Raw genomic sequence first — 26,403 nt, 5'->3', positions numbered from 1 at the left:
ATGCCGGATCCGTGGACGTCGGACCTTGTACCGTCCCGCGATGGTGCGGGCACCGATGCGGTCGCACAAACTGACGGGGAACGGGCTGCGCGAGCGTACGCCATGCTCGACGCCGTGGACGACACCGCCATCTTCGCGTTGTCGCCGGATGGCCACGTGCGAGAATGGACCGCGGCGGCGCGGCGCGCCTTGCTCTATACGGCGGACGACATCGCCGGACAGCATTTCTCGTGCTTGCATACACCCGAATCCATCGCCCAGGGCGAGCCCGGCCGCTGGTTCGAAGCGGCTCGTGCCACCGGCAGGGCCGAGGACAAGGGCTGGCGTGTGCGGCGCGACGGGAGCGTGTTCTATGCCAGCGCGGTGATGACGGCCATCACCGGCCCCGACGGCCAGACGGACGGCTTCGCGGTGGTCTGCCGCGACATCACCATCCAGTATGCGGCCGAGGAAAACGCCAGGCTGGCCGAGGCGCGACGGCTGCTCCTGGCGGACACGCTGTACGACCACGCGGTCTGCGAACTGAGCACTGAGGGCGAGATCCGCGAATGGAGCCGCGGCGCGGCCGGCATCTTCGGCTACGCCGAGCAGGAGGCGGTTGGCCAGCCGTTGTCGATGCTGTACGCGCGGCCGGACGTCGCCGCCGGCAATGACCTGGCCGTGCTGAACGACGTGCGCGCCACCGGCCAGTGGGAGGGCGAAGATCGTTTGCAGCGGCAGGACGGAACGCTCGTCCGCTGTCTGATCCGGGCGGTGCTGTTGCGCGATGCGGCATCCTGTCCGACCGGCATCCTGTGGGCCGCGCGGGATATTTCCGATGCGGCGCGGCTGGAGGAACTGGAAGGGGCCAGCCGGCGCGTGCAGGCCTTCCTGGCCGTGCTGGCGCACGAGCTGCGCAATCCGCTGGCGCCGATCCGCAATGCCGTGGATGTCATCCGCCTGACACCCGCGCCGGACGGTCGCATCCACCGTTGCGCGGAAATCATCGGCCGCCAGATCCAGCTGCTGACCCGGCTGGTGACCGACCTGATGGACGTGGGCCGCGTCACTGCCGGAAAACTCAGGGTGCAGCCGGTGCCCACCCTGTACAACGAGATCGTGACGGCCGCCGTCGAGGCCATTCGCCCGGTGCTGGACGCGGCGGGCCAGAGCCTGACGGTGACGCTGCCGCGCGACCCGCTCTTCGTCAACGCCGATGCGGCCCGTCTGGGACAGGTGCTGGCCAACCTGCTGAGCAACGCCACCAAGTACACCCCGCGCGGCGGTGCGATATCAGTGCATGTGAGCGCCGAGGACGGCAACGTCATCACCGCCGTTGGCGATACGGGCCAGGGCATTGCGCCGGATGCGCTTGACCGCATCTTCAACCTGTTTTCGCAGGAAGGGGAGGACGGCAGCGCGCGCGGCGGCCTCGGCATCGGCCTGGCGCTGGCGCGCGCCGTCGTGGAAGCGCATGGCGGCGCCATTCAGGCCCGCAGCGCGGGCGAAGGGCAAGGCAGCACATTCACGGTGATGCTGCCAGAGGTGGAGATGGGCGGCGTCAGCGTACCGCGCGCGGTCTCGGCGGATTGCACCGGCCGGCGCATCCTCATCGTGGACGACAGTCCGGATTCCGCGGACAGCATGGCGGCGCTGCTGACCGTGCTGGGGCACGAGGCGCGGCCCGCCTACAACGGCATGGAAGCGCTGGCGCTGGCGCGCAGCTTTGCGCCCGACGTGGTGCTGCTGGACCTGGAAATGCCGGACATGAGCGGCTTCGAGGTGCTGGCGGCGCTGCACGCGGACGACACGGCGGGGGCGTCTGCCAGACTGCGCGTGTTCGCGCTCACCGGCCGGGGCACGGCGGAGGATCGCCGCAGGACGAAGGCGGCGGGCTTCGACGATCATCTGGTCAAACCGCTGACGATCGAGGTGCTCTGCCAGGCTCTCGCGGGCGAGGGTGCGAATTAGGCCGCTGGCAGCGCCGCAGGCCACCGCGCTTACTGCCTCTCCCCGCAACTCAGCACGCCTTGTCATCACGCACCGCCTCCACGCGCGCGCGCACTTCGGCCTGCGCGAATATCTCCCGAACGTCGGTATCGAGTCGCCGCAGCCAGTTGGGATGGTCCGTCACCGTGCCCGGCAGGTTGGGTTGCTCGGCCGCGCCGAGCAGGTCTTCCACCGGAACCAGCCGTAACGGGGTGCCTGCGCGGCCGAGCCAGCGCAGGATGATTTCCACGGGCGCCATGGTCGGACCCGGCGCGGCGCCGCTCGCCAGCCCGGCATCGCACATCGCTTGCCACAGGGCCGCGCGTTCCACGGCACGCAAGGCCATCAGGCTGTCCTCGGTCTCGTTCTCGCCCAGGTGATGCAGCCGCGCGCGCCACGCGATGTCGTTGCCCGCCCACCAGCCGACGATCGTCGGCAGGTCGTGCGTGGTGGTCGTGGCGACGGCCTGTGCGGGCCACCGTTCGGGCGGCAGGAAGGGGGCCGTGACGGGCCCGGCCGCGCTGGGGGCCTCCGTGTCGTCCGGCGCCGGTTCGTCGGTCGCCATGCGTTCGAACCACAGCACGTCGATGCCCAGTACCCCGCGCGCCGCGAGCGCCGCGTTCAGGGATTCGGGAACGGTGCCAAGGTTCTCGCCGATGATGATCGCGTGGTGCCGCCATGACTCCAGCGCCACCAGTCGCAGCAGGTCGTCGAGCGGATAGGTGAGATAGGCCCCGGCGCTGGCCGGTGCGCCCGCCGGAACCAGCCACATCCGCGCCAGTCCCAGCACATGGTCGATCCGCAGCCCGCCGGCGTGGGCCAGGTTGGCGCGCAGCATTTCGATAAAGGCCGCGTAGCCATGCCGACGCAATCCCCGTGGCGAGAACACGGCCACGCCCCAGTCCTGCCCGAGTGGGTTGTATAGATCGGGTGGCGCGCCTGCATGAAAGCCATCGAGGATCTCGGCCTGCCGCGTCCACGCATGGCTGCCGCCGGGGTCGGTCCCCACGGCCAGGTCGGCAATCACGCCGATGGCCATGCCTGCCTCGCGCGCGCGGCGTTGCGCGTCGCCAAGCCCGGTGGCGGCCAGCCATTGCAGGAACGTGTGGTAGCCGATCTCGTCCGGATGCATCGTGGCGAAGGCGGTGACCGCCGCGCCGTTCGGCGCATGCAGCGAGACCGGCCAGCGACGCCAGTCGGTGGCCGCTTCGGCTTGCTTGCCGGATGACTTACTGGCTTGTGAGTGAGCGTGGGCGCCGCCTTGCGCGGCGCCTTGTGCGGCATCCAGGCGCTCGGCCTGAATCGCCTCGAAGCAGGCGTGCGCGAGCAACGCGTTGCCGCCGCGTGCGCGGAACGCCGAGAAGGCCCGCAGCGCATCGGTGGGCAGCAACGTTTCATGGCGATCCCACAGCCAGCGCAGCAGCGCATAGCGCGCGCGGGACAGCGCCGGCCAGTCGATTTCCGCCCGCGCTTCCGCCGCGGCCAGCGTGTGGCCGAGGCGTAGCGCCGCAATGCCCTGATCCACGGCGTCCTGCCCGAACAGCGCGGCCGGGTCCGCGTAGAGCGGGCTGTGGAACAGGCGGCTCGATGGCGCATACGGGCTGTAGCGCGCCGGAAGCGCGGCAAAGCCGGCGTGCAGCGGGTTGATCGCCACCGCATCGGCATGCTCGCGCGCGGCGGCCTCGCAGCAGAGCGCCAGCGTGGTCAGGTCGCCCAGTCCGGTCGGTGCGCCGCGCCGCAGGCTGTAGAGCTGCACGGACAGGCCCCACGGCTTGTACGCGTGCGCGGCGCGGGGCGACGCCGCCAGCGCATCGGCCACACCGTAGCAGCGGGGCGGCGCCACGGCGACCGTGGTCTCCAGATCGCCCAGCAGCAAACGGTGGTAGCCCCACGTGCCGATTGGCGGAATCTCCATCATGCCGACGCCGCTCCGGTCGCTGCCCAGGTCGCCCTGATCGCCGCTGTTGTCAACGCTCCGTTCGATGCGGTGGGCGATGCCCTCCACGCTGCTGCCATCCTCCAGCTCCAGCCGGTATGGGCGCTGTGCCTGCGCATCCACGCAGGGCACCTTGACCGGCTGGCCCTGATCGGCAGTAGTCAGCGGCGGCAGCGGATGCGCGGCATCGTCGGCGGCCAGGCGCGCGCGCGAGGACTCGCATTCGCCGGGTGTGCCGCACGGCAGGTCCATCGCGGTCAGCACCGCGCGCAGCGCGTCGGGGGCGAGGGACCGCGGCTGGCCCCAGGCATCGCGCCAATCCGTTTGCAGGCCGGCGTGCCGGGCCAGTCGTTCCAGCGGGGTCGGGTCAGCGGGATTCATGCGGCCTCCTCCTCTTCCTTCGGCACGGCGGCCAGCAGCAAGGCCACGCTGTGCGCCACGACGGTGTATGCCGGCTTGCCGTCCGCGTCCGCCGGGGCGGCAACCTCGCCGACGTCGGGCGCGGCGCTGTCGAACAGCACACGCCAGTCCTCGCCCGGCGCTGGCGGACGGAACACCACGTCATCGTTGCCGGCGTTCAGGCATAGCAGGATGACCTCCACTTCGTCGTCGGCGCTGTGCGCGGCGCGGCGCAATGCCAGCGTGCGGTCCTCGGGGTTGGCCCATTGCTCCGGCGACAGCTCGTTGCCGTCGGGGCCGTACCACGCGATATCGGGCAACCCCGGCGCCGGACGTGAGCGCCCATGCACGAAGCGGTTCTCCCGCAGCACGGGCAACTGCCGCCGCAATGCCAGCAGCTGGCTCACACAGGCGCGCATCGGCGCGTTGGAGAGGTCCTCCGCGGCCTCCCAGTCGAGCCAGGACAGGACGTTGTCCTGGCAGTAGGCGTTGTTGTTGCCCTGCTGGCTGCGGCCCCATTCGTCGCCAGCCGTGAGCATCGGCGTGCCCTGCGACAGCAGCAGCGTGGACATCATCGCGCGCGCCACGCGGCTGCGGGTCTCCAGGATTGCCTCGTCATCGGTGGGCCCTTCCACGCTGCCGTCCGGGCTCCAGTTGGCGCTGGCGTTGTCATCCGTGCCGTCGCGGTTGTCCTCGCCATTGGCCTCGTTGTGTTTGCCCTGGTAGCTGACCAGGTCCGCCAGCGTAAAGCCGTCGTGCGCGGTGATGAAGTTGACGCTGGCCCACGGCTTGCGGTGCCGCCGGTCGAATAGATCGGCGGAGCCGGTCAGCCGGGCCGCCAGTTCGCCGCGCTGGCCGGGGTCGCCGCGCCAGAAGCGCCGGACGTTGTCGCGGAACTTGTCGTTCCATTCGGCAAAACCGGGCGGATGGTTGCCGACCTGATAGCCGCCGGGGCCCAGGTCCCACGGTTCCGAGATCAGCTTGACGCGCGACAGCACCGGGTCCTGCAGGATGGCGTCGAAGAACCCCGCGCCGGGGTCGAAGCCATTGCTCTCGCGGCCCAGCGTGCTGCCGAGGTCGAAGCGAAAACCGTCCACGTGGAAGCATTCCACCCAGTAGCGCAGGGAATCCATCACCATCTGCAGCACGCGCGGATGCGACAGGTTCAGCGTATTCCCGCAGCCGGTGTCGTTGATGTAGTGGCGCTCGTCGCCGGGCATCAGGCGGTAGTAGCTGGCGTTGTCGAGCCCGCGCCAGGATATCGTCGGTCCAAGCGCGTTGCCTTCGCACGTGTGGTTGTAGACCACATCCAGGATGACTTCGATACCCGCCGCGTGCAGGCGCCGCACGGCCACCTTGACTTCGTGGAGCTGGTTGGCCGCCAGGTACAGCGGCTCTGGCGCGAAGAAGCACAGCGTGTTGTAGCCCCAGTAGTTGCGCAGGCCCCGTTCCACCAGGAAGCGGTCCTGCAGGAAGGCGTGGATCGGCAGCAACTCCACGGACGTCACGCCAAGCCTGACCAGATGATCGACAAAGCGGCGGTCGGCCAGCGCGGAGAACGTGCCGCGGAAATACGGCAGCAGGTCCTCGCGCAGCATTGACGCCCCGCGCACATGCACCTCGTAGATCGAGGTGTGCGACCACGGCACGGCCGGCGGCCGGTCGTCGCCCCAGTGGAAGCTTGCATCCACCACGACCGCCTTGGGCATGGTGGGCGCGCTGTCGCGACGGTCCGGCGTCAGGTCGGCGCGCGGGCTGTTGAGCCGGTAGCCGAACAGCGCATCGGACCAGCGCACCGGACCATTGAGCTGGCGCGCATACGGATCGAGCAGCAGCTTGTGCGGATTGAAGCGATGGCCGCGCGTGGGTTCGTAGGGGCCGAAGGCGCGATAGCCATAGAGCGTGCCGAGCTGCGCGTGCGGCAGGTAGCCATGCCAGATCTCGTCGGTGCATTCCGGCAGGGGCAGGCGCTGGATTTCCTTGCGGCCGTTGGCCGAGAACAGGCACAGGTCGATGCGGCTGGCATTCGCGGAAAACACCGCGAAGTTGATGCCCAGTCCGTCCCAGTGCGCGCCGAGCGGGCCGGGCTTGCCAGGCAGCAGGCGATCAATGGGGGCGCCGGCCATGCGTAGGATTCCTTGGTTCGTTGTTAGAGGCACTATCAAAATGATTCTGGCGTCGTTGCGCGGCCTTGCCGGCCGCGCGTCTGGCCAGAACCGCTTCGCTTCATTTTTATAGTGCCTCGTATTGGAGATGCGCTGCCGCGTCATGGAGCGCGCAAGCGCAGGATCAGCGTGGCGAGCGGCGGCAGCGTCAGGGTGAGCGATGCCGGGAGCCCGTGCGACGGGGTCTTGCCGGCCTCCGCGTGGCCGCCGTTGCCCATGTTGCTGCCGCCGTAGCACGCCGCGTCGGTATTCAGGCATTCCTCCCACGCGCCGGCGAAGGGCACGCCCAGCCGGTAGCCGCGGCGCGGCACCGGGGTCATGTTCACGACTACCAGCACCACCTCGCGGCTGTCCGGCGCCGCGCGGCGCAGGTAGGCAAAGACGCTGTTGTGGTTGTCGTCGCCCACCACCCACTGGAAACCTTCGGGCCGATGGTCCATCGCGTGCAGTGCGGGCAGCTCGCGATAAAGGCGGTTCAGGTCGCGCACCAGCGAATGCACGCCTCGATGGGCAGGCTGGTCGAGGAGCGCCCAGTCGAGCTCCTCGTCGTGGTTCCATTCGCGCCACTGGGCGAATTCGCCGCCCATGAACAGCAGCTTCTTGCCGGGATGCGTCCACATGAAGCCGTAGTAGGCACGCAGGTTGGCAAAGCGTTGCCAGTCGTCGCCGGGTGCCTTGGCGATCATCGACCCCTTGCCGTGCACCACCTCGTCGTGCGAGAGCGGCAGCACGAACGCCTCGGACCAGGCGTAGACCATGCCGAATGTCATGTCCTGGTGATGCCAGGCGCGGTGGATCGGCGCGTGGCCCAGGTAGCGCAGCGTGTCGTGCATCCAGCCCATGTTCCATTTGAAGGTGAAGCCCAGTCCGCCGGACTCCACGCTGGCGGTCACGCCGGGCCACGCCGTGGATTCCTCGGCGATGGTCAGCGCACCCGGGCAACGTTGGCGCACCACGGTATTGAGCTCGCGCAGGAAGGCCACCGCTTCCAGGTTTTCGCGGCCACCAAAGCGGTTGGGCACCCATTGCCCCGGCTCGCGGCTGTAGTCGCGGTACAGCATCGACGCCACCGCATCCACGCGCAGCGCATCGGCGTGAAAGTGTTCGAGCCAATGCACGGCGCCGGCCAGCAGGAAGCCGCGCACCTCGTTGCGGCCAAGGTTGTAGATCAGCGTGTTCCAGTCCTGATGAAAGCCCTCGCGGGGGTCCGCGTGTTCGTACAGCGCGGTGCCATCGAATTCGGCCAGCCCGTGCGGATCCGTGGGAAAGTGCGCGGGCACCCAGTCGAGGATCACGCCGATCCCGGCCTGATGGCAACGGTCGACGAACGCGGCGAACTGCTCGGGCGGCCCCAGCCGCGAGGTCGGCGCGAACAGCGACAGCGGCTGGTAGCCCCATGACCCGCCGAACGGATGCTCGGTGACCGGTAGCAGCTCGACGTGCGTGAAGCCGAGGTCGCGGATGTACGGCACCAGCCGCTCGGCGAGGATCTCCCAGCCGTGGCCGGTATCGTTGGCCGCGCGTTGCCACGACATGGCGTGGAGTTCGTAGACGGACATCGGCGCCGCGTGCGGGTCGGTGCTGGTGCGCCTTGCCATCCACGCGGCATCGTTCCAGCGGAATGGCGGGGCGCTCTGGCCCGCGCACGCGACCACCGACGCGGTGGCCGGTGGCGGCTCTGTGGCCAGCGCCAACGGGTCCGCCTTGTCGGGCAGCGCGGTGCCGTGGGCGCCGATCACGTCGTACTTGTAGCGGCTGCCTGCGGCGGCGCCCATCGTACCGGGGATGAACAGCTCCCACATGCCCGCGCCATGACGCAGCCGCATCGGATGGCGCGCCGGGTTCCAGCCATTGAAATCGGCGATCACGGAGACGCGTTGCGCGTTGGGCGCCCAGACGGCAAAGCGGATGCCTGTCTCGCCCTCGACGGTCAGGCATTGCGCGCCGAGGCACTTGCCAAGTTCCAGATGGCGGCCTTCGTTCAGCAGGTGCAGGTCCAGTTCACCCAGCAGCAGCCCGAAGGCGTAGGGGTCCGCGCTGCATTGCTCGTTGCCGTCCGGCCAGCGGATCAACAGGCGATAGTCGCGCACGCCGGGCCGGCCGCCCTTGAATGAATCGTCATCGAAGCCGGGCAACCGCCCCGCGAAGACGCCGCCGGGGTGCAGCGCGATCATCGGGGTGAGCGGCTTGCCGCCGGCATCGGCAAGCTGCACCGATGCGGCGCCCGGCAGCATCGCGCGGACCACGACGCCATGTTCGTCGCGATGCGGGCCCAGCACGCCGAACGGATCGGCCAACCGGCCCTGCAGCAGGGCGTCGATGACCGGTTCCGGCAACGTGGGCGGCGCGTGTTCCGCGATGGCGCCGTCAGCTCTGCGCATGATTGGCTCCCAACAGCTTGCGGACCAGCCGCGCCAGCCCGCTGGTGGGCAGGTCGATCCAGGCGACGCGGTTGGCGGCCTCGTAGCCCACTTCGTACGCCGCGCGCTCCAGCAGGAAGAGATCCAGTAGCGGTTGCAGCTGTGCCGGCCCGGCCCACTGGCGCGGTGCGTTTTCCATCGTCTGCTGGTAGCAGTGCAGGAAGGCTTCGCTGGCCGTGGCCCGGAAGCGGTCCAGCAGGCCCGCGCGACGCTCCGCCAGCGCGGGCGGCAGCGTGGCGTGGGTGCGTTCCTGGCGATCGGTGCCGACGGTGGCGGCCGCGTAGTCGAGCGAACGCAGCAGGCCGGCCACGTCGCGCAGCGGCGACGTCTTGCGCCGGCGGAACGCCAGCGGCTGCCGGGGCTCGCCTTCGAAATCCACCAGGTAGGTATCGTTCTGCGCGATCAGCACCTGGCCAAGGTGGAAGTCGCCATGGATGCGCGTCTGCAGGCTGCCGGGTGCGGCGGTGGCGAGCCGCGATACCAGGTGCGGCAGCTTGTCACGGGAAGCGAGCAGCGTATCGATGTCGGCGGCTAAGTCGCCGGTGGCGTCCTTGCGCCGGGCCGCCAGCAGCGTCAGCGCTTCATGCAGCGATTTCAGCGCCTCCTCGGCCCATTCGCCGGCCTGCGCCTCGCCGGCCGGCTCCGGCGCGAAGGCGGGGTCGTCGGTCGGTCGCGCCACCACGGCATGGAGTTCCGCCAGCCGCCGGCCCAGCGTGCCGACCATCGCCGAATAGCCGCCCATGGCTTCGGCAAACTCGTCCTCGCTTTCGGAGGCGGGCAGCGCGTCGTCGATGGATCGGCCCAGGTAGTCCAGCGTCCAGTCCCAGCCATCGCCCTGGTTTAGGATGTAGCCCTGCAGCAGCATCAGCGTGTGGGGCGTGCCGTCGGCGCCTGTGCGGACCACTTCGCCCAGCAGCGGGGCCGAATGGGCGTAGCCGTGGCTGGTCAGGTAGCGCGTCATCTCGGCCTCCGGGTGGATGCCGCCCGCCACGCGGCGCACGACCTTGAGTACCGCCGCGTTGCCATAGGCCAGCGAGCTGTTGGACTGCTCGGCCGACATCCATTGCAGGGGTTCGTCTTCCAGCGGCACGCCGGCCAGCCCCGGCTCGGGCAGGAAGCGGATCACGCCGTGCGAGGTCTGCGCCGTGGTGCCGTCGCGCAGCGCTTTGACCATGGCGCGCGCAAATGCTTCGATCACGAAGCCGTCCGTGGCCACGCCGATCCGGCTGCCGCGCCGTACGCGGGCCATCGTCAGGCCGTGCGCAAGCTGCGACAGACCCTCGGTGCTTTCGCGGTCCCAGATCAGCGCCATGGGCAACTGGTAGCACTCGGTGCGGCCCGGCAGCGTGACCTCCACCTCGCAGTGGAAGACCTCTTCGCCGGCATTCGTCCGGGCGACCGGCCAGGCATAGGCTACCGCCACGCGCTCGATCTTCTCGCCTTTCGACGCGAACCAGCGGCGGCGCGCCAGGTAGCCAGGCAGCACTTCCGTGGTCAGCGCACGGCGCGCGGATTCGGTCAGCTCCGAGCGCCCGGCATTGTTCTGCAGCACCAGCGTCACCTGGTCGACCATCTGCTCCGGCGCATCCACATGCCACGACGGCGGCTGGGCATCCTCGCTCAGGACAAACCAGTAGAAGCCGTACGGCGGCAGCGTCAGCAGGTACGTGAGCTGGCCGATTGCCGGGAACGGGGTGGCGCCGAGCATTTCCACCGGCACGCGTCCGGCGAACTGCGACAGGTCGAGTTCCACCGCCTGCGGCGCGCGGGACAGGTTGGCCACGCAGAGGATGTGTTCGCCGTCGCCTTCGCGCAGGTATGCCAGGATCTTGCGATTGCCGGGAAACAGGAAGCGCAGCGTGCCACGGCCGAACGCGCGATGCTGCCGGCGCAGCGCCAGCATGCGGCGCACCCAGTTCAGCTGCGAATGCGGGTCGCGCGTCTGGGCTTCCACGTTGACGGCTTCGTAGCCGTACAACGGCCCCTGCAGCGGCGGCAGCACCAGCCGCTCCGGGTCAGCGTGTGAGAAGCCGCCGTTGCGGTCGGGCGACCACTGCATCGGCGTGCGCACGCCGTCGCGGTCGCCCAGATGTATGTTGTCGCCCATGCCGATCTCGTCGCCGTAGTAGATCACCGGCGTGCCCGGCATGGAATACAGCAGGCTGTTCATCAGTTCGATGCGGCGGCGGTCACGCTCCATCAGCGGTGCCAGGCGGCGGCGGATGCCCAGGTTGATCCGCGCGCGGCGGTCGGAGGCATAGACCTCCCACAGGTAGTCGCGCTCGCTGCTGGTCACCATCTCCAGCGTCAGCTCGTCGTGATTGCGCAGGAAGATGGCCCACTGGCAGTTGGGCGGCACCTCCGGCGTCTGCCGCATGATGTCCGTGATCGGGAAGCGGTCTTCACGGGCGATGGCCATGTACATGCGCGGCATCAGCGGAAAGTGGAACGCCATGTGGCATTCGTCGCCCATCACGCCGCCGTCGGGGCTGGCCGCGCCCGTGGTGTCGGCCGATCCGCCGCCGCTCATGCCGCCAAAATACTGCTGGGCATCCTCGGGCCACATGTTGGCTTCCGCCAGCAGCAGGCGCCCCTTGTAGTGCTCGTCCAGGTGCCGCCGGATCTTGCGGATGATGTCGTGGGTCTCCGGCAGGTTCTCGTTGCTCGTGCCTTCCCGCTCCACGAGGTAGGGCACGGCGTCCAGCCGCAGGCCGTCCACGCCGATGTCGAGCCAGAACCGCATCACCGACAGCACCTCGTTGAGCACCTGCGGATTGTCGAAGTTCAGGTCGGGCTGGTGCGAATAGAAGCGGTGCCAGAAGTACGCGCCGGCCTCGGCGTCCCAGCTCCAGTTGGACTTCTCGGTATCGCAGAAAATGATGCGGGTGCCGGCGTAGGCCTGGTCGTTGTCGGACCAGACGTAGTAGTTGCGGGCGGCGGAACCCGGGCGGGCCTTGCGCGCGCGCTGGAACCACGGGTGCTGGTCCGATGTGTGGTTGATGACCAGCTCCGTGATCACGCGCAGGCCGCGCGCGTGTGCGGCGGTGATAAAGCGGCGCGCATCGGCGAGCGTGCCATAGTCCGGATGCACGTTGCGGTAGTCGGCGATATCGTAGCCGTCATCGCGGCGCGGCGACGGGTAGAACGGCAGCAGCCAGATCGTGTCGATACCCAGGTTGACCAGGTAGTCCAGCTTGGCCAGCAGTCCGGCAAAATCGCCGACGCCGTCGCCGTTGGCATCGAAGAATGACTTGATGTGCAGCTGGTAAATCACCGCATCCTTGTACCAGAGCGGGTCGGCGTTGAGCAGTGCGCCGCTGTTGCGGTCCGAGAGACGCTTCATGCTGTGTCTCCCGGAAGGGGTTCCGGCCTGACATGCCACACGGCGAAGGGCAGTTCGCGCGGATTCAGGCGGATGTGCTGCCGCTTGCCGCGCCACGTGAAGCGGTGGCCGGACAGCTGGTCTTCCGCCAGCAGCGAAGCATGGTCCGGGAGGCCCCATTCCCACAGCGGCAGTTCGATATCGGCCTCGCGCGGCTGGCGCGGGTCCAGGCTGATGGCCACCAGCAGTACGTCGTCGCCGAACGTGCCCGTGCCTTCGGCGCCGGCCGGCACGAAGCGCGCGAAGTACAGCACGGCGTCGTCGCCGGCGTGATAGAAGCGGATGCCCAGATGGTTCTGCAATGCCGGGTGGCTGGCGCGGATCTGGTTCAGGCGCGAGATCTCGGCGACGATGTTGCCCGGCTGGTTCCAGTCGCGCACGCGCAACTGGTATTTCTCGGAATCGAGGTATTCCTCGCGTTCCACGCCGCTCAGGATCAGCGGTGCGCTTTCGCAGACCTCGAAGCCGCAGTACATGCCCCAGAGCCCCGACAGCAAAGCGGCCAGCGCCGCGCGGATCAGGAACGCGGGCCGGCCGCCCTCGTGCAGGAAGAACGGGTTGATGTCCGGCGTATTGACGAAGAAGTGCGGGCGATAGAACTCGCGCAGCGAGGTCTGGGTCAGCTCCGTCATGTATTCGGTCAGCTCGGCCTTGGTGTTGCGCCACGTGAAGTACGTGTAGGACTGCGAAAACCCCAGCTTGGCCAGCCGCGCCATCATCTTGGGCCGCGTGAAGGCTTCGGCCAGGAACAGCGTGTCGGGGTGCTTCGCACGCACGTCCGCGATCATCCATTCCCAGAACGGCAGCGGCTTGGTGTGCGGATTGTCCACGCGGAAGATGCGCACGCCGTGGTCGGCCCAGAACATCACCACGTCGCGCAGCGCCTGCCAGAGTTGCGTGCTGGCTGGCGGGTCGGCGTAGAAGTCGACGTTGACGATGTCCTCGTATTTCTTGGGTGGGTTTTCGGCGTAGCGCAGCGATCCGTCCGGCCGGTGCGCGAACCACTCGGGATGCTCGCGCAGCCACGGATGGTCTGGCGCGCACTGGATGGCGAAGTCGAGCGCCAGCTCCAGGCCCATGTCGGCCGCGGCGCGGCGCAGGCGCTGAAAGTCTTCCATCGTGCCGAGCTGCGGGTGAATCGCATCGTGGCCGCCTTCGGCGCCGCCGATCGCGTAGGGGCTGCCGACGTCGCCGGGTTCGGCCTTCAGGCTGTTGTTCTTGCCCTTGCGATGGACCTGCCCGATGGGGTGGATCGGCGGAAAGTACAGCACGTCGAACCCCATCGCGCGGATGGCCGGCAGGCGGCGGATCACGTCGTCGAAGGTGCCGTGCCGGTGTTCGTCACCGCTTTCGGAGCGCGGGAAAAGCTCGTACCAGCTGCTGAAACGGGCGGCCAGGCGATCCGCTTCCACCGGCATCGGGGTCGGGTAGCGGCTCGCGAACGGCCGGCCCGCGGGCGTGTCCATCGCCGCGCGCATCGCGGCCTCCGTGCGGGGCGAAAGCATTATTTCGAGGCGCAGGGCATCGTCGCCGGCAGCGCCGCTCAGGTCCGAAAGGATCGCGGCCGCGTCGGCGATCACGGCGTGTACGCCGCCCTCCGGCGTGCCCAGCGTGGCGGCCACCAGCCGCGCGCCTTCCTCGATCTCCAGCGTCACGTCCACGCCGGCCTTGCGCTTCTTGCCGATTTCGTCGACCCAGCTCGCAAAGGTGTCGCGCCACGCTTCCACGGTGAACTCGTGGCGGCCCAGCGCCACCACCGGAAAGCTGCCGCACCAGCGGTCGTTGACGATATGGACCATCGGGGACGTCTGCCACGCCGGTTCGCCCGGTGCGCGCCACAGCACGACGGCGGCCAGCTTGTCGTGGCCGTCCATCCAGATATCGGCGCTGACCTCCACGCGTTCGCCCACGATGCGCCGCACGGCAAACCGGCCGTTGTCGGTGGCGGGCGAGAGATTCTCGATCGCCACGCGCGTCGCCTCCATGGCGGCGGCTAGCTCACGGTCGACGCGATCGGGGGTCTGGCGTGCGGCATCGGCGCTGCGTTTAGGCCGGGCTGCGAAGGGAACCACGGGGACCGGCACGGCCTCATACAGCCGGATGTCGGCCGGCGGCAGCGTGATCGTGTTGCATGGACCCAGCCGGGTTTCCACATCCAGCGTGCCGCCCGGCCCGCCTTTCGCGGCTTCCAGCGTGGCGGCCGGCTGCGGCAAGGCGCTCAGCACGCGGTCGGCGCCGAACGAGGCGGGTTTGATGGGGCACGGATTCAGCACCACGGTCAGCGCCGGGGCACCGGCCGCGCCATTGGCCGGATGGGCGGGCACGCGGGCCAGCACGGTCAGCGGCGCGCCCGGCCCGCTGATCTGCCGCACGGCGACAGCGGGGGCGGGGTCGCGCGCGGCCAGCCAGGCGTTGGCCTGTATCAGTTCGTGGGTCAGGTCATAGGGGGCATCGACGACGTTGTCGGAGTGGCCGTCGGACTGGGCGGCCGGCTGGGTGTCGATGGCGTGCGGCGCCCCGGCACCGGTTTCATAGCCAGCGGGCACCAGCAGCCCGTCGCCGATGGCAGCGGCGGTCCACAGCGCGCGGCGGGCGGCCAGCACGTCGGCCCCGTTCGGGGCCAGGGCCGGAGCGGCCAGCACGTGGCCGAAGCGGCGCAGGCGCGCAATTTCCTCGGCCAGCCACGCGCTGCGGTAGTCCCACCACGGCAATGACGAAAACGCGCCGTCGAAGGGGGCTCTGGCCAGATCATCCAGCTGCCGGGGCGTGGTGCCGGGTGTCCAGGCGAGAAACACGGGGCGTCCGGTATCGCGCGTGCCTTCGCTGGTGGATTCGCTATTGGACTCGCTTTCGGTTTCGTCGTCGCGTGGGCGATTCCCGTCCGGGCGGGTCACCGTCTCGATCAGTTCCGCCCAGTGCCGTCCGGCAACGCGCGATGGTGCACGGCAGCAGAAGCCCGCCGCGCCAGCGTCGATGGCATCGCGGACGTGCGCGCTCCACCACGCGATCAGTGCTGCGGCGACGGCATCGTCGTGCCAGCGCAACCGTACGCCGGGCAGATGGTTGTCGGTCGCCTCCGGGCTGCCGGCGGGTCGCGCATGATCGACCCAGCTGTCGTGCATGGCAGCCACATCGACGGGAAAGCGATCCAGCGCGAGGTCCAGCAGCGGACGCAGGCCGCGCTGGCGGCAGGATTTCAGCGCGGCGGCCAGTACGTCGGGCGGCACATGGGGTACCGACCAGCCGGCCAGTAAAACGTAGTCATACCCGAGCGACGCAGCGCGCACGAGCGCTTCATCGTCCACTGCCCGGGCCTCGGTCAGGTTGAGCTGGCAAATTCGCACGTCACAGGTCCTTGGCCATGCGCGACCGGGTGTGGCGGGCGCGCGTGAATGGTTCCGATGGCGCCGGCGGGCAGGTGGCGCCAATCTGACCAGACATGCGAGGGATGTGCCAGGCGCGGCCGTCGTCGCACGCAATCCAGTCTAGTTGCATTGCGGCAAGGGATGGCGATGGATGCCCGATGATTTCCTGACGCATCAGCCGTGTAAGAACTACACGAGCCATCGCGCGGGCGTGGCAGGAATGCCCTGCGTCACACCCCATGCAGGAGATGGAAGCGCTCGCCCCGGCGGCGCCGGCTGAACATGAAGCCTGCAACCTCGCACGACCATTTGGCTTGCCGTGATCACCTTGACTGCCTTTACTTCACAACACGGGGGAATGATTCCTTGTCGCCGCAGCCTGCGGCAGCAAGCCGGTGTTCTTGTGACTTCAACGGAGGTCCAAATGAGCTATCACCTGGAAGGTCGCCTGCTCGAGGTTTGCAATTGCAATGTCCTGTGCCCGTGCTGGATTGGCGAAGACCCGGACAACGGCACCTGCGACACCATCGTCGCGTGGCGGATAGACAAGGGAACGGTCGATGGCGTCGACGTCGGCGGCAATACCATCGCGGCGGTGGCGCATGTGCCGGGCAACATCCTGCAAGGCAACTGGACTGCCGCGATCTTCGTGGATGACAAGGCCTCCAAGGCGCAGGAAGAAGCACTCCTGAAGGTGTACACCGGGCAGGCCGGCGGGCCGGTGGCGGACCTCGCCAAGCTCATCGGCACGGTGGTGTCCGTGGAGCGGGCGCCGATCACCTTCACGGTGGTGGCGGGCAAGGGGACACTCGAGATCGGCAAGGACTACTACGCCGAACTTGAGCCTTACCTCGGCGCCACCGGCGGGCAGACCACGCTATCGGATACCGTGTTCTCGACGGTGCCGGGGGCGCCGGTGTTTGTCGGCAAGGCCCCGGCCTATCGCTCGAAGAACGCCGCGATCGGCATCGACCTCGACATCAAGAACCACAACGCCCTGCAAAGCACGTTCGTCTTCGACGCATGAACCCGACGGCAGGCCCGGCGCCGTCCGGCGCCGCGCGCCATCATCGCGTGTTCCTGCCGATCCTGGTGGCACTGATCGCGCTGGCGTGGGCGACGTTGTGGGCGTGGACGCGCAGTCCGTACGGGCGCTATCTGGAACACGGTGACTGGACCGCGTCCGGGCCGGCGGCGTTCCTGTGCCGTGTGGTTCCCGCCGGCGATGTGGTGGTGCCGCTGGTGCTGTATGCCGCCGCGTGGATTCTGATGACGGCGGCCATGATGCTGCCGACGACCTTGCCGTTGTTCAACGCCTTCGACCGGTTGACGGCCCAGCGCCCGGACCACGCGCGGCTGCTCATGTTGCTCGCCCTCGGCTACATCACCGTGTGGGGCGCGTTCGGGCTGCTGGCGCACGCCGCGCACAGTGCGGTGCTGTCGCTGTTCGCCAGCGTCCCCGCGCTGGCCTGGCATGGCTGGCTGATCGGCGCCGCGATCATTGCACTGGCCGGCGCATTCCAGTTCAGCCGGCTCAAATACCAGTGCCTGGAAAAGTGCCGCACGCCGTTGAGCTTCGTCATCGAGCACTGGCGTGGGCAGGCGCAGGCGTGGCACGCGTTTGCGCTGGGCACGCTGCACGGCCTGTTCTGCGTCGGGTGCTGCTGGGCGCTGATGCTGTTGATGTTCACGCTCGGCACCGGCAGCCTCGGCTGGATGCTCCTGCTCGCGGCCGCGATGGCGATCGAGAAGAACGTGCGCTGGGGCCGGCGACTTAGCGCACCGCTCGGTGTCGCGCTGTTGTCGTGGGCGGTCGTCCTGGTGACGACCCATGCTTGACTATCCGGCGCGATAGACATCCAGCCGGTTATAGAGCGTCTTCAGACTGATGCCGAGCGCGCGGGCGGCCTGCCGCTTGTCGCCGTCGAACCGGGCCAGCGTGGCGAGGATGATCTCGCGCTGGGTGTCCGCCAGCGTCGTGCCTACGCGCACGCTCACCACGCCGTCGACCGTGGTGGGCCGTGGCGGCTGGTTTGCCAGGGTGGGATTGCCGATCTCCACCTGCTGATCGGCCAGGATGTAGGCGCGATAGACCGCATTCTTGAGCTCGCGCACGTTGCCCGGCCAGTCATAACGCGTCAGCCGCTCCAGCGAGCCTGCCGAGAACGATTTGTCCGTTTGCTCCATGGCGTTGAACTCCGCCAGGAAATGACGGGCTAGCGGAACGATGTCCTCGGTGCGTTCGCGCAGTGGCGGGATATGGAGCGGGAAGACCGCCAGCCGGTAGAGCAGGTCCTCGCGCAACTGGCCGTTTCGCACGGCCTCCATCGGGTCCCGGTTGGTGGCCGCGAGGATGCGCACGTCGCTGACCAACTGGGCGTCACCGCCCACGCGGTGAAACGTCCGGGACTCCAGCACGCGCAGCAGCTTGATCTGCATCTCCAGCGGCATTTCCGTGACTTCATCGAGGAACAGCGTGCCGCCCTGTGCTTGCTCGAAATACCCTGCCTTCTGTTCGAGCGCACCGGTAAAGCCACCTTTCTCGTGACCGAAGAGTTCGGATTCGATCAGCGTCGGCGCGATGGCGCCACAATTGACCGCCACGAACGGACCGGTGCTGCGGCTGCTGCGCTCGTGCACGGCGCGGGCGACGATTTCCTTGCCGCTACCGCTTTCGCCCACGGCGAGCATCGTCACGTCCGTCACCGCCACGCGGTTGAGCTGGGCGATCAGGCGCTGCATGGCGGGCGAGGTGCTCTCCCATAGCAGGGACACCTGGGCGGGCGCGGCGCGGCGCCCCGGCACGCGAGGTGGCGGCATGGCCCGTCCGGGGAGTAGCGTGGCGGTGGAGGACACGAGGTTTTCGCTTGGGCCAGTACGTGCATCTCCCGCTTCGGGAGGGGGCGTGCAGGCGCGTCGCATGGGTGGAAGATAGTTACCATGCTATCCGCTCGGGGCGAGGGTGGCTACCGCCCGGGCCGCTGTCGCGGCAAGGTCCGACACCTGTGTCAGACGAACACTGGCATAACGGCCCTGGCGGCGTCGCTAGACTTCAGCATGACTTTCCGTAGAGTTGGGGAACAGTTGCCCGTGTTCCGGGCGCGTAGTGTTGTGCGTGGCGTAGAGGACGCAACCGAGGTTGCAACAAGCGCCTGCGGCGACATGACCATGACTATCAGAACCATCAGACTCCGGACTCCGGATCGACATTCCACTGGACTCACGGGGACAAACGGACGCCGACGGACCCTATGCCACACATCCTGATCGTTGATGACGACGAAAACGCCTGTGCTGCGCTGGCGGAGATTGTCGCGATCGAAGGATTTTCCTCCGCGACGGCCGGTAGTCTGCGCGAAGCCCGCCTGCAGATTGGCTGGCGCATGCCCGATGCCGTACTCGCCGACTTGCGGTTGCCCGACGGCAATGGCATGGAGCTGTTCGAGGAAGTGGGCTCGGCCGGCGTCGAAGTGATCCTGACGACCGGCTACGCCAGCGTGGAAAGCGCCGTGGAGGCGCTGCGCCTGGGCGCCACCGATTACCTGGTCAAGCCGATCAACGTGACGCGCCTGCAAACGGTGCTCAAGCGGATTGCTACCACCGGCGAACTCAAGGCCGAGATTCATTCGCTGCGCGGCGAACTGCGCCGCTATGGCCGCTTTGGCCGCCTGCTGGGCGGGTCCGAGGCCATGCAGGCGGTCTACGACCAATTGAGCAAGGTGGGGCCGACCGAGGCCACCGTGCTGCTGACAGGCGAAAGCGGCACCGGCAAGGAACTCGCTGCCCAGACCGTGCACGAATTGTCGGCACGCCGGCGCCAGCCGTTCCTGGCAGTGAACTGTGGCGCGATTTCCCCGACGCTGATCGAAACCGAGATGTTCGGCCACGAGCGCGGCAGCTTTACCGGCGCGGACCGCCAGCACAAGGGCTATTTCGAGCGGGCCGACGGCGGCACGCTGTTCCTCGATGAAATCACCGAGATGCCGCTCGAATTGCAGGTCAAGTTGCTGCGCGTGCTGGAGACCGGCACCTTTATGCGCGTGGGCACCAATCGCGAATCGCATGCCGATGTGCGCGTGCTGGCGGCGACCAACCGCAACCCCGAGGAGGCGGTGGCGGAAGGCAAGCTGCGCGCCGATCTCTATCACCGCCTCAACGTGTTTCCGATCGAGATGCCGCCGCTGCGCGCGCGTGGCGACGACGTCGTGCAGATCGCCAATACGATGCTGGAGCAGCTCAATGCGGAGCAGGGCACGCAGCGGCGCTTTTCCGGCAGCGTGCTGGAAAGCCTGCGTATGCACGCGTGGCCCGGCAACGTCCGCGAACTGCGCAACTTTGTGCAGCGCGCCTACATCATGGCCGACCACGATGTGATTGCCGAGGTACAGATCCCGTTGCAGGTGGCGGCGGCGCCGTCCGCCGGCACGGCGGTGGTATCGGTGCCGGTAGGGATGTCCCTGGCGGAGGCCGATCGCCAGCTTATCTTTGCCACGCTCGAGCAATGCGCGGGGGTAAAGAAGCATGCGGCGGAAATTCTGGGCATCAGTTTGAAGACTTTGTACAACCGGCTGGAAGACTATGCGGCCAAGGGCGAGTTGCCGGAATGGCTGCGCGCCTCGCGAAACGGTGACGCCAGCCCGCCTGCCGCCTCGTGAGCAGCGGCACTGACGGGGGCGTGACATGGAATCCGCCGCGTGGCGGCCTGCGGTGCACGATTCTTGCGTGGCATCCATAACATGAGCGGTTCCAGGCGAGTTCCGTTTGTGACAACTGGCTGGTTTGCGGATCACTAAACATGGCCGACGCACCGAGCTCTTCCTCCTACTCTCCGCCGGACGGCGCCCAGGCCGACGCGGAGCTGCCGCTTGTGCGCAGCATTGCCGAGGTGGCGGCCCTGATCGAGCAGGCCGCGCACGATCTGCGGTCGTCGCTGAACGCGATCCAGAGCTGGAGCTACGTCCTGGACCGCTCGATCGATTCGCTGGCGGCACCTGCGCAGCGTGCGCTGGACGGCATCCGCTCGGGCATGCAACAGCAACTGGCCCTGATCGAGGAAATGGAAGAGGCGGTGCGGTTGCTGGCGGACGAGCGCGCCCCGGCGTGGCAGGGCACGGACTTGCGTGCCGTCGCCGAACAGGCGATTGCCGACAAGCGTGCCGCCGCGGAGGCGCGCGGCGTCATCCTCGGGACGTTGGAATGCAAAAGTGCGAATGGCGCGGACTTCTGCGTCGATAGCGACGCGCTGCGTCTGGCGCCGCTCATGCGTCATTTGCTGATTCACTGCATCTGGCGGGCGCAGGCGGGCGGTTCCGTGAAGGCCTATCTGACGGCCGAGGCCGATTTCGTGAAGTTCCGGATCACGGAAAGTCCGCCCATCGACCGCGCCAGGGGCGCATCGCGCCTGGCCGCGCTGACCGATTTCTTCGGGCGCCGCGCGCCCGAGGATGGCACGCATTCTCCCCGGCAAAGCACGGCACTGCTGCTGACGCGGCGCATGGTGGAACTCCACGGCGCCATGCTCACCGCCGAGAACGACAACTGCGATGCCGACAATGTCACCGTGTGCATTGCGGTGCGATTTCCGCGCAAATCGGCCGCCTAAGATGCCGTGTGTTGGCGACGCCGCCAGTCATGGCTGCACGCCGTCATGCCACGCCATCGGGCGATCGGCAATTTTTACCACTGCACGCACGATCTGCAACGGCAGGGGCTGCGCCTGTGTGCGCCCGCGTGTACAGTCGTTCGTGCTGTGCGCGACGCCCGGTCTTACGCTCGTGCGCCTCGTGCAGGAAGTCTGGTGTCCCGGTCTGGCTGGCCCACGGCTTGCATGAGTTGGCATCGGAGCCCGCTCGGCTGGGGCCCGGATTCGATATCGCGAAATCGCAAAAGGAGAGATGCCATGTCAAAAGCCCACGCCTCCAAGGCCTCGCACAAGCCATCGGCCCGTCCTCATGGCAAGACGTCCGAGAAGGCCGCTGCGGGCAAATCCGTCGACAAGTCCGCTGACAAGCGCAAGAAGACCTATCAGTCTGCAGTGGATGAGTCGCTCGACATGACGTTCCCGGCCAGCGATCCGATCTCCCCGAGCGCGGCCATGCATGCCGAGAAGAAGACCCAGACGAAGCGCGACGATGTCGACTGGACCCTCAAGCGCGGCAGCGAGCACCAGCCCGCCGGCGCGAAGGCCGCGGCCGAGAGAAAGGGTGCCACCGACAAGGGCGCGGGAAAGGCCGGCGGAAAGCACGGCAAGTAGCGTCGCGGCACGTGGGGGATTGTGAGGGTGATTGAGCGGTTGAGTACGGATAGCACCTGACGCCACATTGCGGCATCGGCCATCTCCATGCAGTCACCCTCAGGCCAGCCAGGTGCCGCCAAGTGCATTTGCATGTACGTCCCCCAACCGATGCACCGCATCACGCCTTGAACGGAGCTTCAGGATGTCTACGATCATCGCAGGACGATTCGATACGTTTTCCCGGGCCGAGACCGCCGCGACGCGTTTGCGGGCCAGGGGCATCAGGAAAGGCCAGTGGCGCGATGGCCACTGGGAAGATTTCGATCCGCGGGTGCCGCCGGTACCCGCGGGACCGATGGCAGGGGAGGACGCCGCCCGCTGGCGTCAGTAAATGGCTCGCAACCGCTCGTTCACAGGAGGAGCTCTCATGAATCGCATTGACCCGCAAACGCCGCCGGGCTCGTCACCGGATGCGCCACCGCGCGGTGCCGCCATCATCGGCGGCGTCGAGCAGAACACGGCCGGTCCGGGCCCGTTCGTGATGGCCTCGGACACGCTGGAAGGCAACAAGGTCATCGATCCTTCCGGCGAGGAGATCGGCACCATCGACCACATCATGCTGGATGTGCTGGGCGGGCGGATCGCCTACGCCGTGATGGCGATGGGCGGCTTCCTCGGCATCGGCGAGAAACTCCATGCGGTGCCGTGGTCCGCGCTGACGCTCGATACGCGCCGCAAGTGCTTCGTGCTGGGGGTGGAGAAGGATCGCATCAAGGCCGCGCCCGGCTTTGACAAGGAACACTGGCCCACCATGGCCAATTCGCAGTGGGCCACCAGCATCCACGAGTACTACGGCATCTCGCCGTACTGGGAGAAGGATCGCTACGACCCGTGGGCCTGAGAGGTCGTTTAAAGAAGATCCTGGCGTCGTTGCCGGGGTTGCCACATTCGCTTGCCGTACCCGTTGTATGGTGTCTGCGGCCGCGCCATTGCAGGGCGGCATGCGTCAGCAGGCGCATGCCGCTACGCAGGCGGATCGCGTGCGATCCGAAACCCCTGCTTCGCCCTAACCAGGACCGCTTCGCTTCATTTTTAAACAACCTCCAAGGCGTAACCGCGCGCGAGACGCGCGGCGGCCGGACCTTATGCTGCCACGGTCAAACCTTGTGGTTGACCTGCCCGGGTGGCCGCTTGGCGGGGTCCGAGTGCATGCCGCCGGCCGGGGGCTGGCCGGGTGGCTCCACGGGCGGCGGCACGCGCGTGGTCAGCTGATTCGACACCCCGAGGATGCCCGGCGGCGTCGCGGCGGCTTTCTCGATGCGTTGGGCGAGGTCCACGTCCTCCACGCGGCCCGTGATGGTGACGCGCCGGTTCACCACATGCACGGCCACGCCGTCGGGCATATCGCCGCCGCACGCTTCGGCAATGCAGGTGCCTATGCGTTCCCGCAGCAGTTCGTCGTCTTCATCTGGGCTGGCTTGTGGCGCGCCCTGGTCTTCGGTCTGCATGACGGTTCCTCTCGATGGTGTCCGCCCCCGGATGTGACGCAATCGTCATGCCCGCGGGATGTCCGCGCCCCAGGCTGGTCCCTTGTGGAAGGGACACGTCAGCGCGCCGCCCTTGTAGGACGCCGCCGACTGAAATTGCAACGGGACGCTCCCTACAATTTAGACAGTTTGATGCGCCGAGGAGCGCCCTATGAACAAGCCTGCGCAGCGACGGCAAGCGCCGCAACCCCCGCAACGGGATTCCAACGGGGGCGGGGCCGGCAGCGACAGCAGCGACGATGCCGATGCGCCGCCTAGGCGACATCGCCTGATGCATCTGTTCGACCGCTTCGCAGGTGCCGCCACCCGGCGGGCGGGATCCCCGGCGGCGTTCGTGCTGGCCACGGGCGTCGTCCTGGCGTGGGCCATGACCGGACCGGTCTTCGATTACTCGGAGACCTGGCAACTGGTGATCAACACGGGTACCACGATCATCACTTTCCTGATGGTGTTCCTGATCCAGCAAAGCCAGAACAAGGACGCCGTGGCCGTCCACCTGAAGCTTAACGAGTTGCTGGCTTCACATAAGGAAGCCAGCAACCACCTGGTGTCCATCGAAGACCTTGACGAGGAGGAGTTGCGCCAGCTGGTCAAGTTCTACCGCCATCTGGCAAGGCTGGCCGACCAGGAGGGCGGGGTGAAATGCAGCCATTCGATTGACGAGGCCAACGAGAACCATGCGGCCAAGACGCGCGCGCGTCGCCATCGGGAGGCCGCTCCGGCTGCATGACTGGCATGGATCTCGCCGCAGGGTCCCTGAAATAGAAACAGGAGAGGACGATAAGACCGGCAATTTCTGCCTGAACGCGTTTTTTTTCCAAAAGAGTGCGGCGCCGCCGCAAGAGGAGCCCAGCTTGGCGACCACGGCAACACGCAGCGCCACCATGACGACCGCGCCCATCGACACCGAGTCGGCACCGGACCCACGGGCGCGCGATGTGCGCGTGGTGGTGTATGGCCGCGCGGATTGCGACGATCCAGCCAGCCATCAGGGCACGACGCTGAAAGGGATCGGCCAGCGTGTGGCGCGGCTGCGCGGGTCCACGTTCGCGGGCAGCTATGACGCCACCGCGCACGACGGCGAGCTGTATTTCGTTCCGGCGGAGACGCTGGCCGGGCTGGACAGCGCACGGCAACTCGGCATCCGGAGCCTCCAGGACCTGTTCGGCGGTGTGGTGCCCCATGCGTTTGTCGGCACCAAGGCGATCTCTCACGGACTGGTGGCCCCCGACGCGCCCGCGCCCGCGGGATGGAGCGAAGACTTTGCCGGCCGCGTCAGGCCGTTCGTGCTGACGGGCTACACCGCGTTCACCGTCGACGATGCGCGCCGCGCGGGCAAGGACCTGTTGCGAGGCGGCAAGGTCCGCGTCAAGGAGCCTTGCGGGGTTGGCGGGCTGGGGCAGCAGGTGGTGGCGACGGAGGCGGAGCTGGAGGCCGCGCTCGATGCGCTGGATCCGGCGCGGATTGCCTCGGAGGGGCTGGTGCTGGAGCGCAATCTCGAAGACGTCTCGACCTTCAGCGTCGGGCAGGTGGAAATCGGCGACCTGCGCGCCAGCTATTGCGGCACGCAGGGCCTGACGCCCAACCACGCTGGCGAGATGGTGTACGGCGGGTCCATGCTGCGCGTGGTGCGCGGCACGCTGGAAGACCTGCTGGCCCATCCGATCGAGACCCACCTGCGGGACGCGGTGCGTGCCGCACTGGTCTACCACACGGCGGCAGTCGCGTGTTTTCCGGGCACGCTGATGTCCCGCTGCAACTACGACGTGGCGATGGGCACGGACCGTGGCAACACCTGCCTCGGCGTGCTCGAGCAGTCGTGGCGTGTGGGTGGGGCGACCGGCGCGGAACTGGCTGCGTTGGCCGCGTTCAAGGACGATCCGCGCTGCGTGCGTGCCACGGCGAGCACGTGCGAGATCTATGCTGCCAACGTGACCGTGCCGGCCGGCGCCGACGTCTATTTCCAGGGGGAAGACCGCAATGTCGGCGCGTTGACGAAATTCGCGTTACTGGAGTCCAGGTCAGATGGCAACGCATGAGGAATCGATCGAGATTCATACCGAGGGCGGCGGCACGATTGCAGGCACGGTGATCATGCCGGCCACCAAGTTGCCGGGCGTGCTGTTTGTGCACGGCTGGGGCGGCAGCCAGCAGCAGTATCTGGCGCGCGCACGCGAGGTGGCCGGGCTGGGCTGCGTCTGCATGACGTTCGACCTGACCGGGCACGTGGGCACCGCTGCGCAATACGAGACCGTCAGCCGCATGCGCAACCTGGCCGACGTACTGGCCGCCTACGACGTGCTGGTGCGGCATCCCGAAGTCGACCGCCATGCGATTGCCGTGGTGGGCAGCAGCTACGGCGGCTACCTCGCCGCCGTGCTGAGCGAGCTGCGGCCCGTGCGCTGGCTGGCCTTCCGGGCCCCGGCGCTCTACATGGACAGCGGCTGGGAATCGCCCAAGCGGCAATTGCATGTGGACCAGGATCTGGTGGCGTATCGCCGCAAGGTGGTGGTGGCCGACACCAATCGCGCGTTGCGCGCGTGCACGAACTTCAAGGGCGACGTGCTGGTCGTGGAGTCGCAGCACGACAGCATCGTGCCGCACACGGCCGTGCTCAGCTATGTGGACGCCTGTTGCCAGGCCTCGTCGATCACCTACCGGGTGCTCAAGGGCGTCGACCATGGGTTGTCCACGGAAGACGGTCAGCGGGCCTACAGCAAGCTGCTGGTGGGCTGGCTGCAGGAGATGGTGACCGAAGCGCGCACCGGGCCCGCCATCGCCGCCAGACCGTCGGCGCCAGCCGCGGCCCGCAGGGTGCCGCAAGCCGACGACGGGCTGGCGCCGCCGCAAGTCGTCGCGGCAGGCCCGCCATCCCGCGCGGCGAAGTAGCGGTGTCCGGGTGGCGCCGGCGGCGAGGTTGTAGTGATTGCGCGCCGTTGTCGTTTGTGCCGGTCGGGTATGTAAAAAGTGCAATCCGCACTAGGCA

Annotated in this window: 17 protein-coding genes; 10 read left to right on the top strand and 7 right to left on the bottom strand. The window is 67.9% G+C overall.

Annotation, left to right across the window (positions count from 1 at the left end):
• Positions 1-102: 102 nt before the first annotated feature.
• On the top strand, positions 103-1,950 hold the full coding sequence (locus AC1DOX_RS08415; protein ID WP_441616658.1) for a hybrid sensor histidine kinase/response regulator: 1,848 nt from the start codon (positions 103-105) through the stop codon (positions 1,948-1,950).
• A 49-nt stretch (positions 1,951-1,999) separates the two neighbouring features.
• Here the strand turns inward: AC1DOX_RS08415 and malQ are convergent, their stop codons facing one another.
• The 5 genes from malQ to AC1DOX_RS08390 form a co-directional block, all read right to left on the bottom strand.
• On the bottom strand, positions 2,000-4,285 hold the full coding sequence (gene malQ, locus AC1DOX_RS08410; protein WP_441616660.1) for a 4-alpha-glucanotransferase: 2,286 nt from the start codon (positions 4,283-4,285) through the stop codon (positions 2,000-2,002).
• Positions 4,282-6,429: a glycogen debranching protein GlgX gene (glgX, locus tag AC1DOX_RS08405; RefSeq protein ID WP_441616662.1), complete on the bottom strand. Its 2,148-nt coding sequence runs from the start codon at positions 6,427-6,429 to the stop codon at positions 4,282-4,284. The genes malQ and glgX overlap by 4 nt, the downstream gene beginning before the upstream one ends.
• Positions 6,430-6,569: 140 nt before the next feature.
• On the bottom strand, positions 6,570-8,849 hold the full coding sequence (gene glgB / locus AC1DOX_RS08400; protein WP_441616664.1) for a 1,4-alpha-glucan branching protein GlgB: 2,280 nt from the start codon (positions 8,847-8,849) through the stop codon (positions 6,570-6,572).
• Entirely contained in the window at positions 8,836-12,231 is a 3,396-nt protein-coding gene (gene treS / locus AC1DOX_RS08395) for a maltose alpha-D-glucosyltransferase (RefSeq protein WP_441616666.1), read from the bottom strand. Before treS ends, glgB begins: the two co-directional genes overlap by 14 nt.
• Positions 12,228-15,614, bottom strand: coding sequence for a maltotransferase domain-containing protein (locus AC1DOX_RS08390; protein ID WP_441616668.1), 3,387 nt, complete (start codon positions 15,612-15,614; stop codon positions 12,228-12,230). The genes treS and AC1DOX_RS08390 overlap by 4 nt, the downstream gene beginning before the upstream one ends.
• A 445-nt stretch (positions 15,615-16,059) precedes the next feature.
• Between AC1DOX_RS08390 and AC1DOX_RS08385 the strand changes: the two genes are divergently transcribed.
• On the top strand, positions 16,060-16,662 hold the full coding sequence (locus AC1DOX_RS08385) for a DUF1326 domain-containing protein (RefSeq protein WP_441616670.1): 603 nt from the start codon (positions 16,060-16,062) through the stop codon (positions 16,660-16,662).
• Positions 16,659-17,474, top strand: coding sequence for a DUF2182 domain-containing protein (locus tag AC1DOX_RS08380; RefSeq protein ID WP_092137187.1), 816 nt, complete (start codon positions 16,659-16,661; stop codon positions 17,472-17,474). Before AC1DOX_RS08385 ends, AC1DOX_RS08380 begins: the two co-directional genes overlap by 4 nt.
• Here AC1DOX_RS08380 and AC1DOX_RS08375 read toward each other — a convergent pair whose 3' ends face one another.
• Entirely contained in the window at positions 17,475-18,455 is a 981-nt protein-coding gene (locus AC1DOX_RS08375; RefSeq protein WP_441616673.1) for a sigma-54 interaction domain-containing protein, read from the bottom strand.
• A 431-nt stretch (positions 18,456-18,886) separates the two neighbouring features.
• Here AC1DOX_RS08375 and AC1DOX_RS08370 point away from each other — a divergent pair, with 431 nt between their 5' ends.
• From AC1DOX_RS08370 to AC1DOX_RS08355, 4 genes are all read left to right on the top strand, one after another.
• Complete coding sequence (locus tag AC1DOX_RS08370; RefSeq protein WP_441616675.1) at positions 18,887-20,290, top strand: sigma-54-dependent transcriptional regulator; 1,404 nt, start codon at positions 18,887-18,889, stop codon at positions 20,288-20,290.
• Positions 20,291-20,430: 140 nt separating this feature from the next.
• Positions 20,431-21,237 carry a sensor histidine kinase gene (locus AC1DOX_RS08365; protein ID WP_441616677.1) on the top strand — a complete coding sequence of 269 codons (807 nt, stop codon included), beginning with the start codon at positions 20,431-20,433 and terminating at the stop codon, positions 21,235-21,237.
• 297 nt (positions 21,238-21,534) lie between these two features.
• Positions 21,535-21,888: a hypothetical protein gene (locus tag AC1DOX_RS08360; RefSeq protein WP_441616679.1), complete on the top strand. Its 354-nt coding sequence runs from the start codon at positions 21,535-21,537 to the stop codon at positions 21,886-21,888.
• 409 nt (positions 21,889-22,297) lie between these two features.
• Positions 22,298-22,771 (top strand): PRC-barrel domain-containing protein, encoded by a 474-nt coding sequence (locus tag AC1DOX_RS08355; protein ID WP_441616681.1) that lies wholly within the window; start codon positions 22,298-22,300, stop codon positions 22,769-22,771.
• Between the two features lie 256 nt (positions 22,772-23,027).
• Here AC1DOX_RS08355 and AC1DOX_RS08350 read toward each other — a convergent pair whose 3' ends face one another.
• Complete coding sequence (locus tag AC1DOX_RS08350) at positions 23,028-23,378, bottom strand: BON domain-containing protein (protein ID WP_441616683.1); 351 nt, start codon at positions 23,376-23,378, stop codon at positions 23,028-23,030.
• Positions 23,379-23,568: 190 nt separating this feature from the next.
• Here AC1DOX_RS08350 and AC1DOX_RS08345 point away from each other — a divergent pair, with 190 nt between their 5' ends.
• From AC1DOX_RS08345 to AC1DOX_RS08335, 3 genes are all read left to right on the top strand, one after another.
• Positions 23,569-24,147: a low affinity iron permease family protein gene (locus tag AC1DOX_RS08345; RefSeq protein ID WP_441616685.1), complete on the top strand. Its 579-nt coding sequence runs from the start codon at positions 23,569-23,571 to the stop codon at positions 24,145-24,147.
• Between the two features lie 154 nt (positions 24,148-24,301).
• On the top strand, positions 24,302-25,456 hold the full coding sequence (locus AC1DOX_RS08340) for a DUF3182 family protein (protein ID WP_441616687.1): 1,155 nt from the start codon (positions 24,302-24,304) through the stop codon (positions 25,454-25,456).
• Positions 25,443-26,306: an alpha/beta hydrolase family protein gene (locus AC1DOX_RS08335; protein ID WP_441616689.1), complete on the top strand. Its 864-nt coding sequence runs from the start codon at positions 25,443-25,445 to the stop codon at positions 26,304-26,306. The genes AC1DOX_RS08340 and AC1DOX_RS08335 overlap by 14 nt, the downstream gene beginning before the upstream one ends.
• Positions 26,307-26,403 lie beyond the last annotated feature (97 nt).

The sequence above is a fragment of the Cupriavidus sp. 01L415 genome (assembly GCF_056400065.1).
This window is presented reverse-complemented; position numbering and strand designations above follow the sequence as displayed.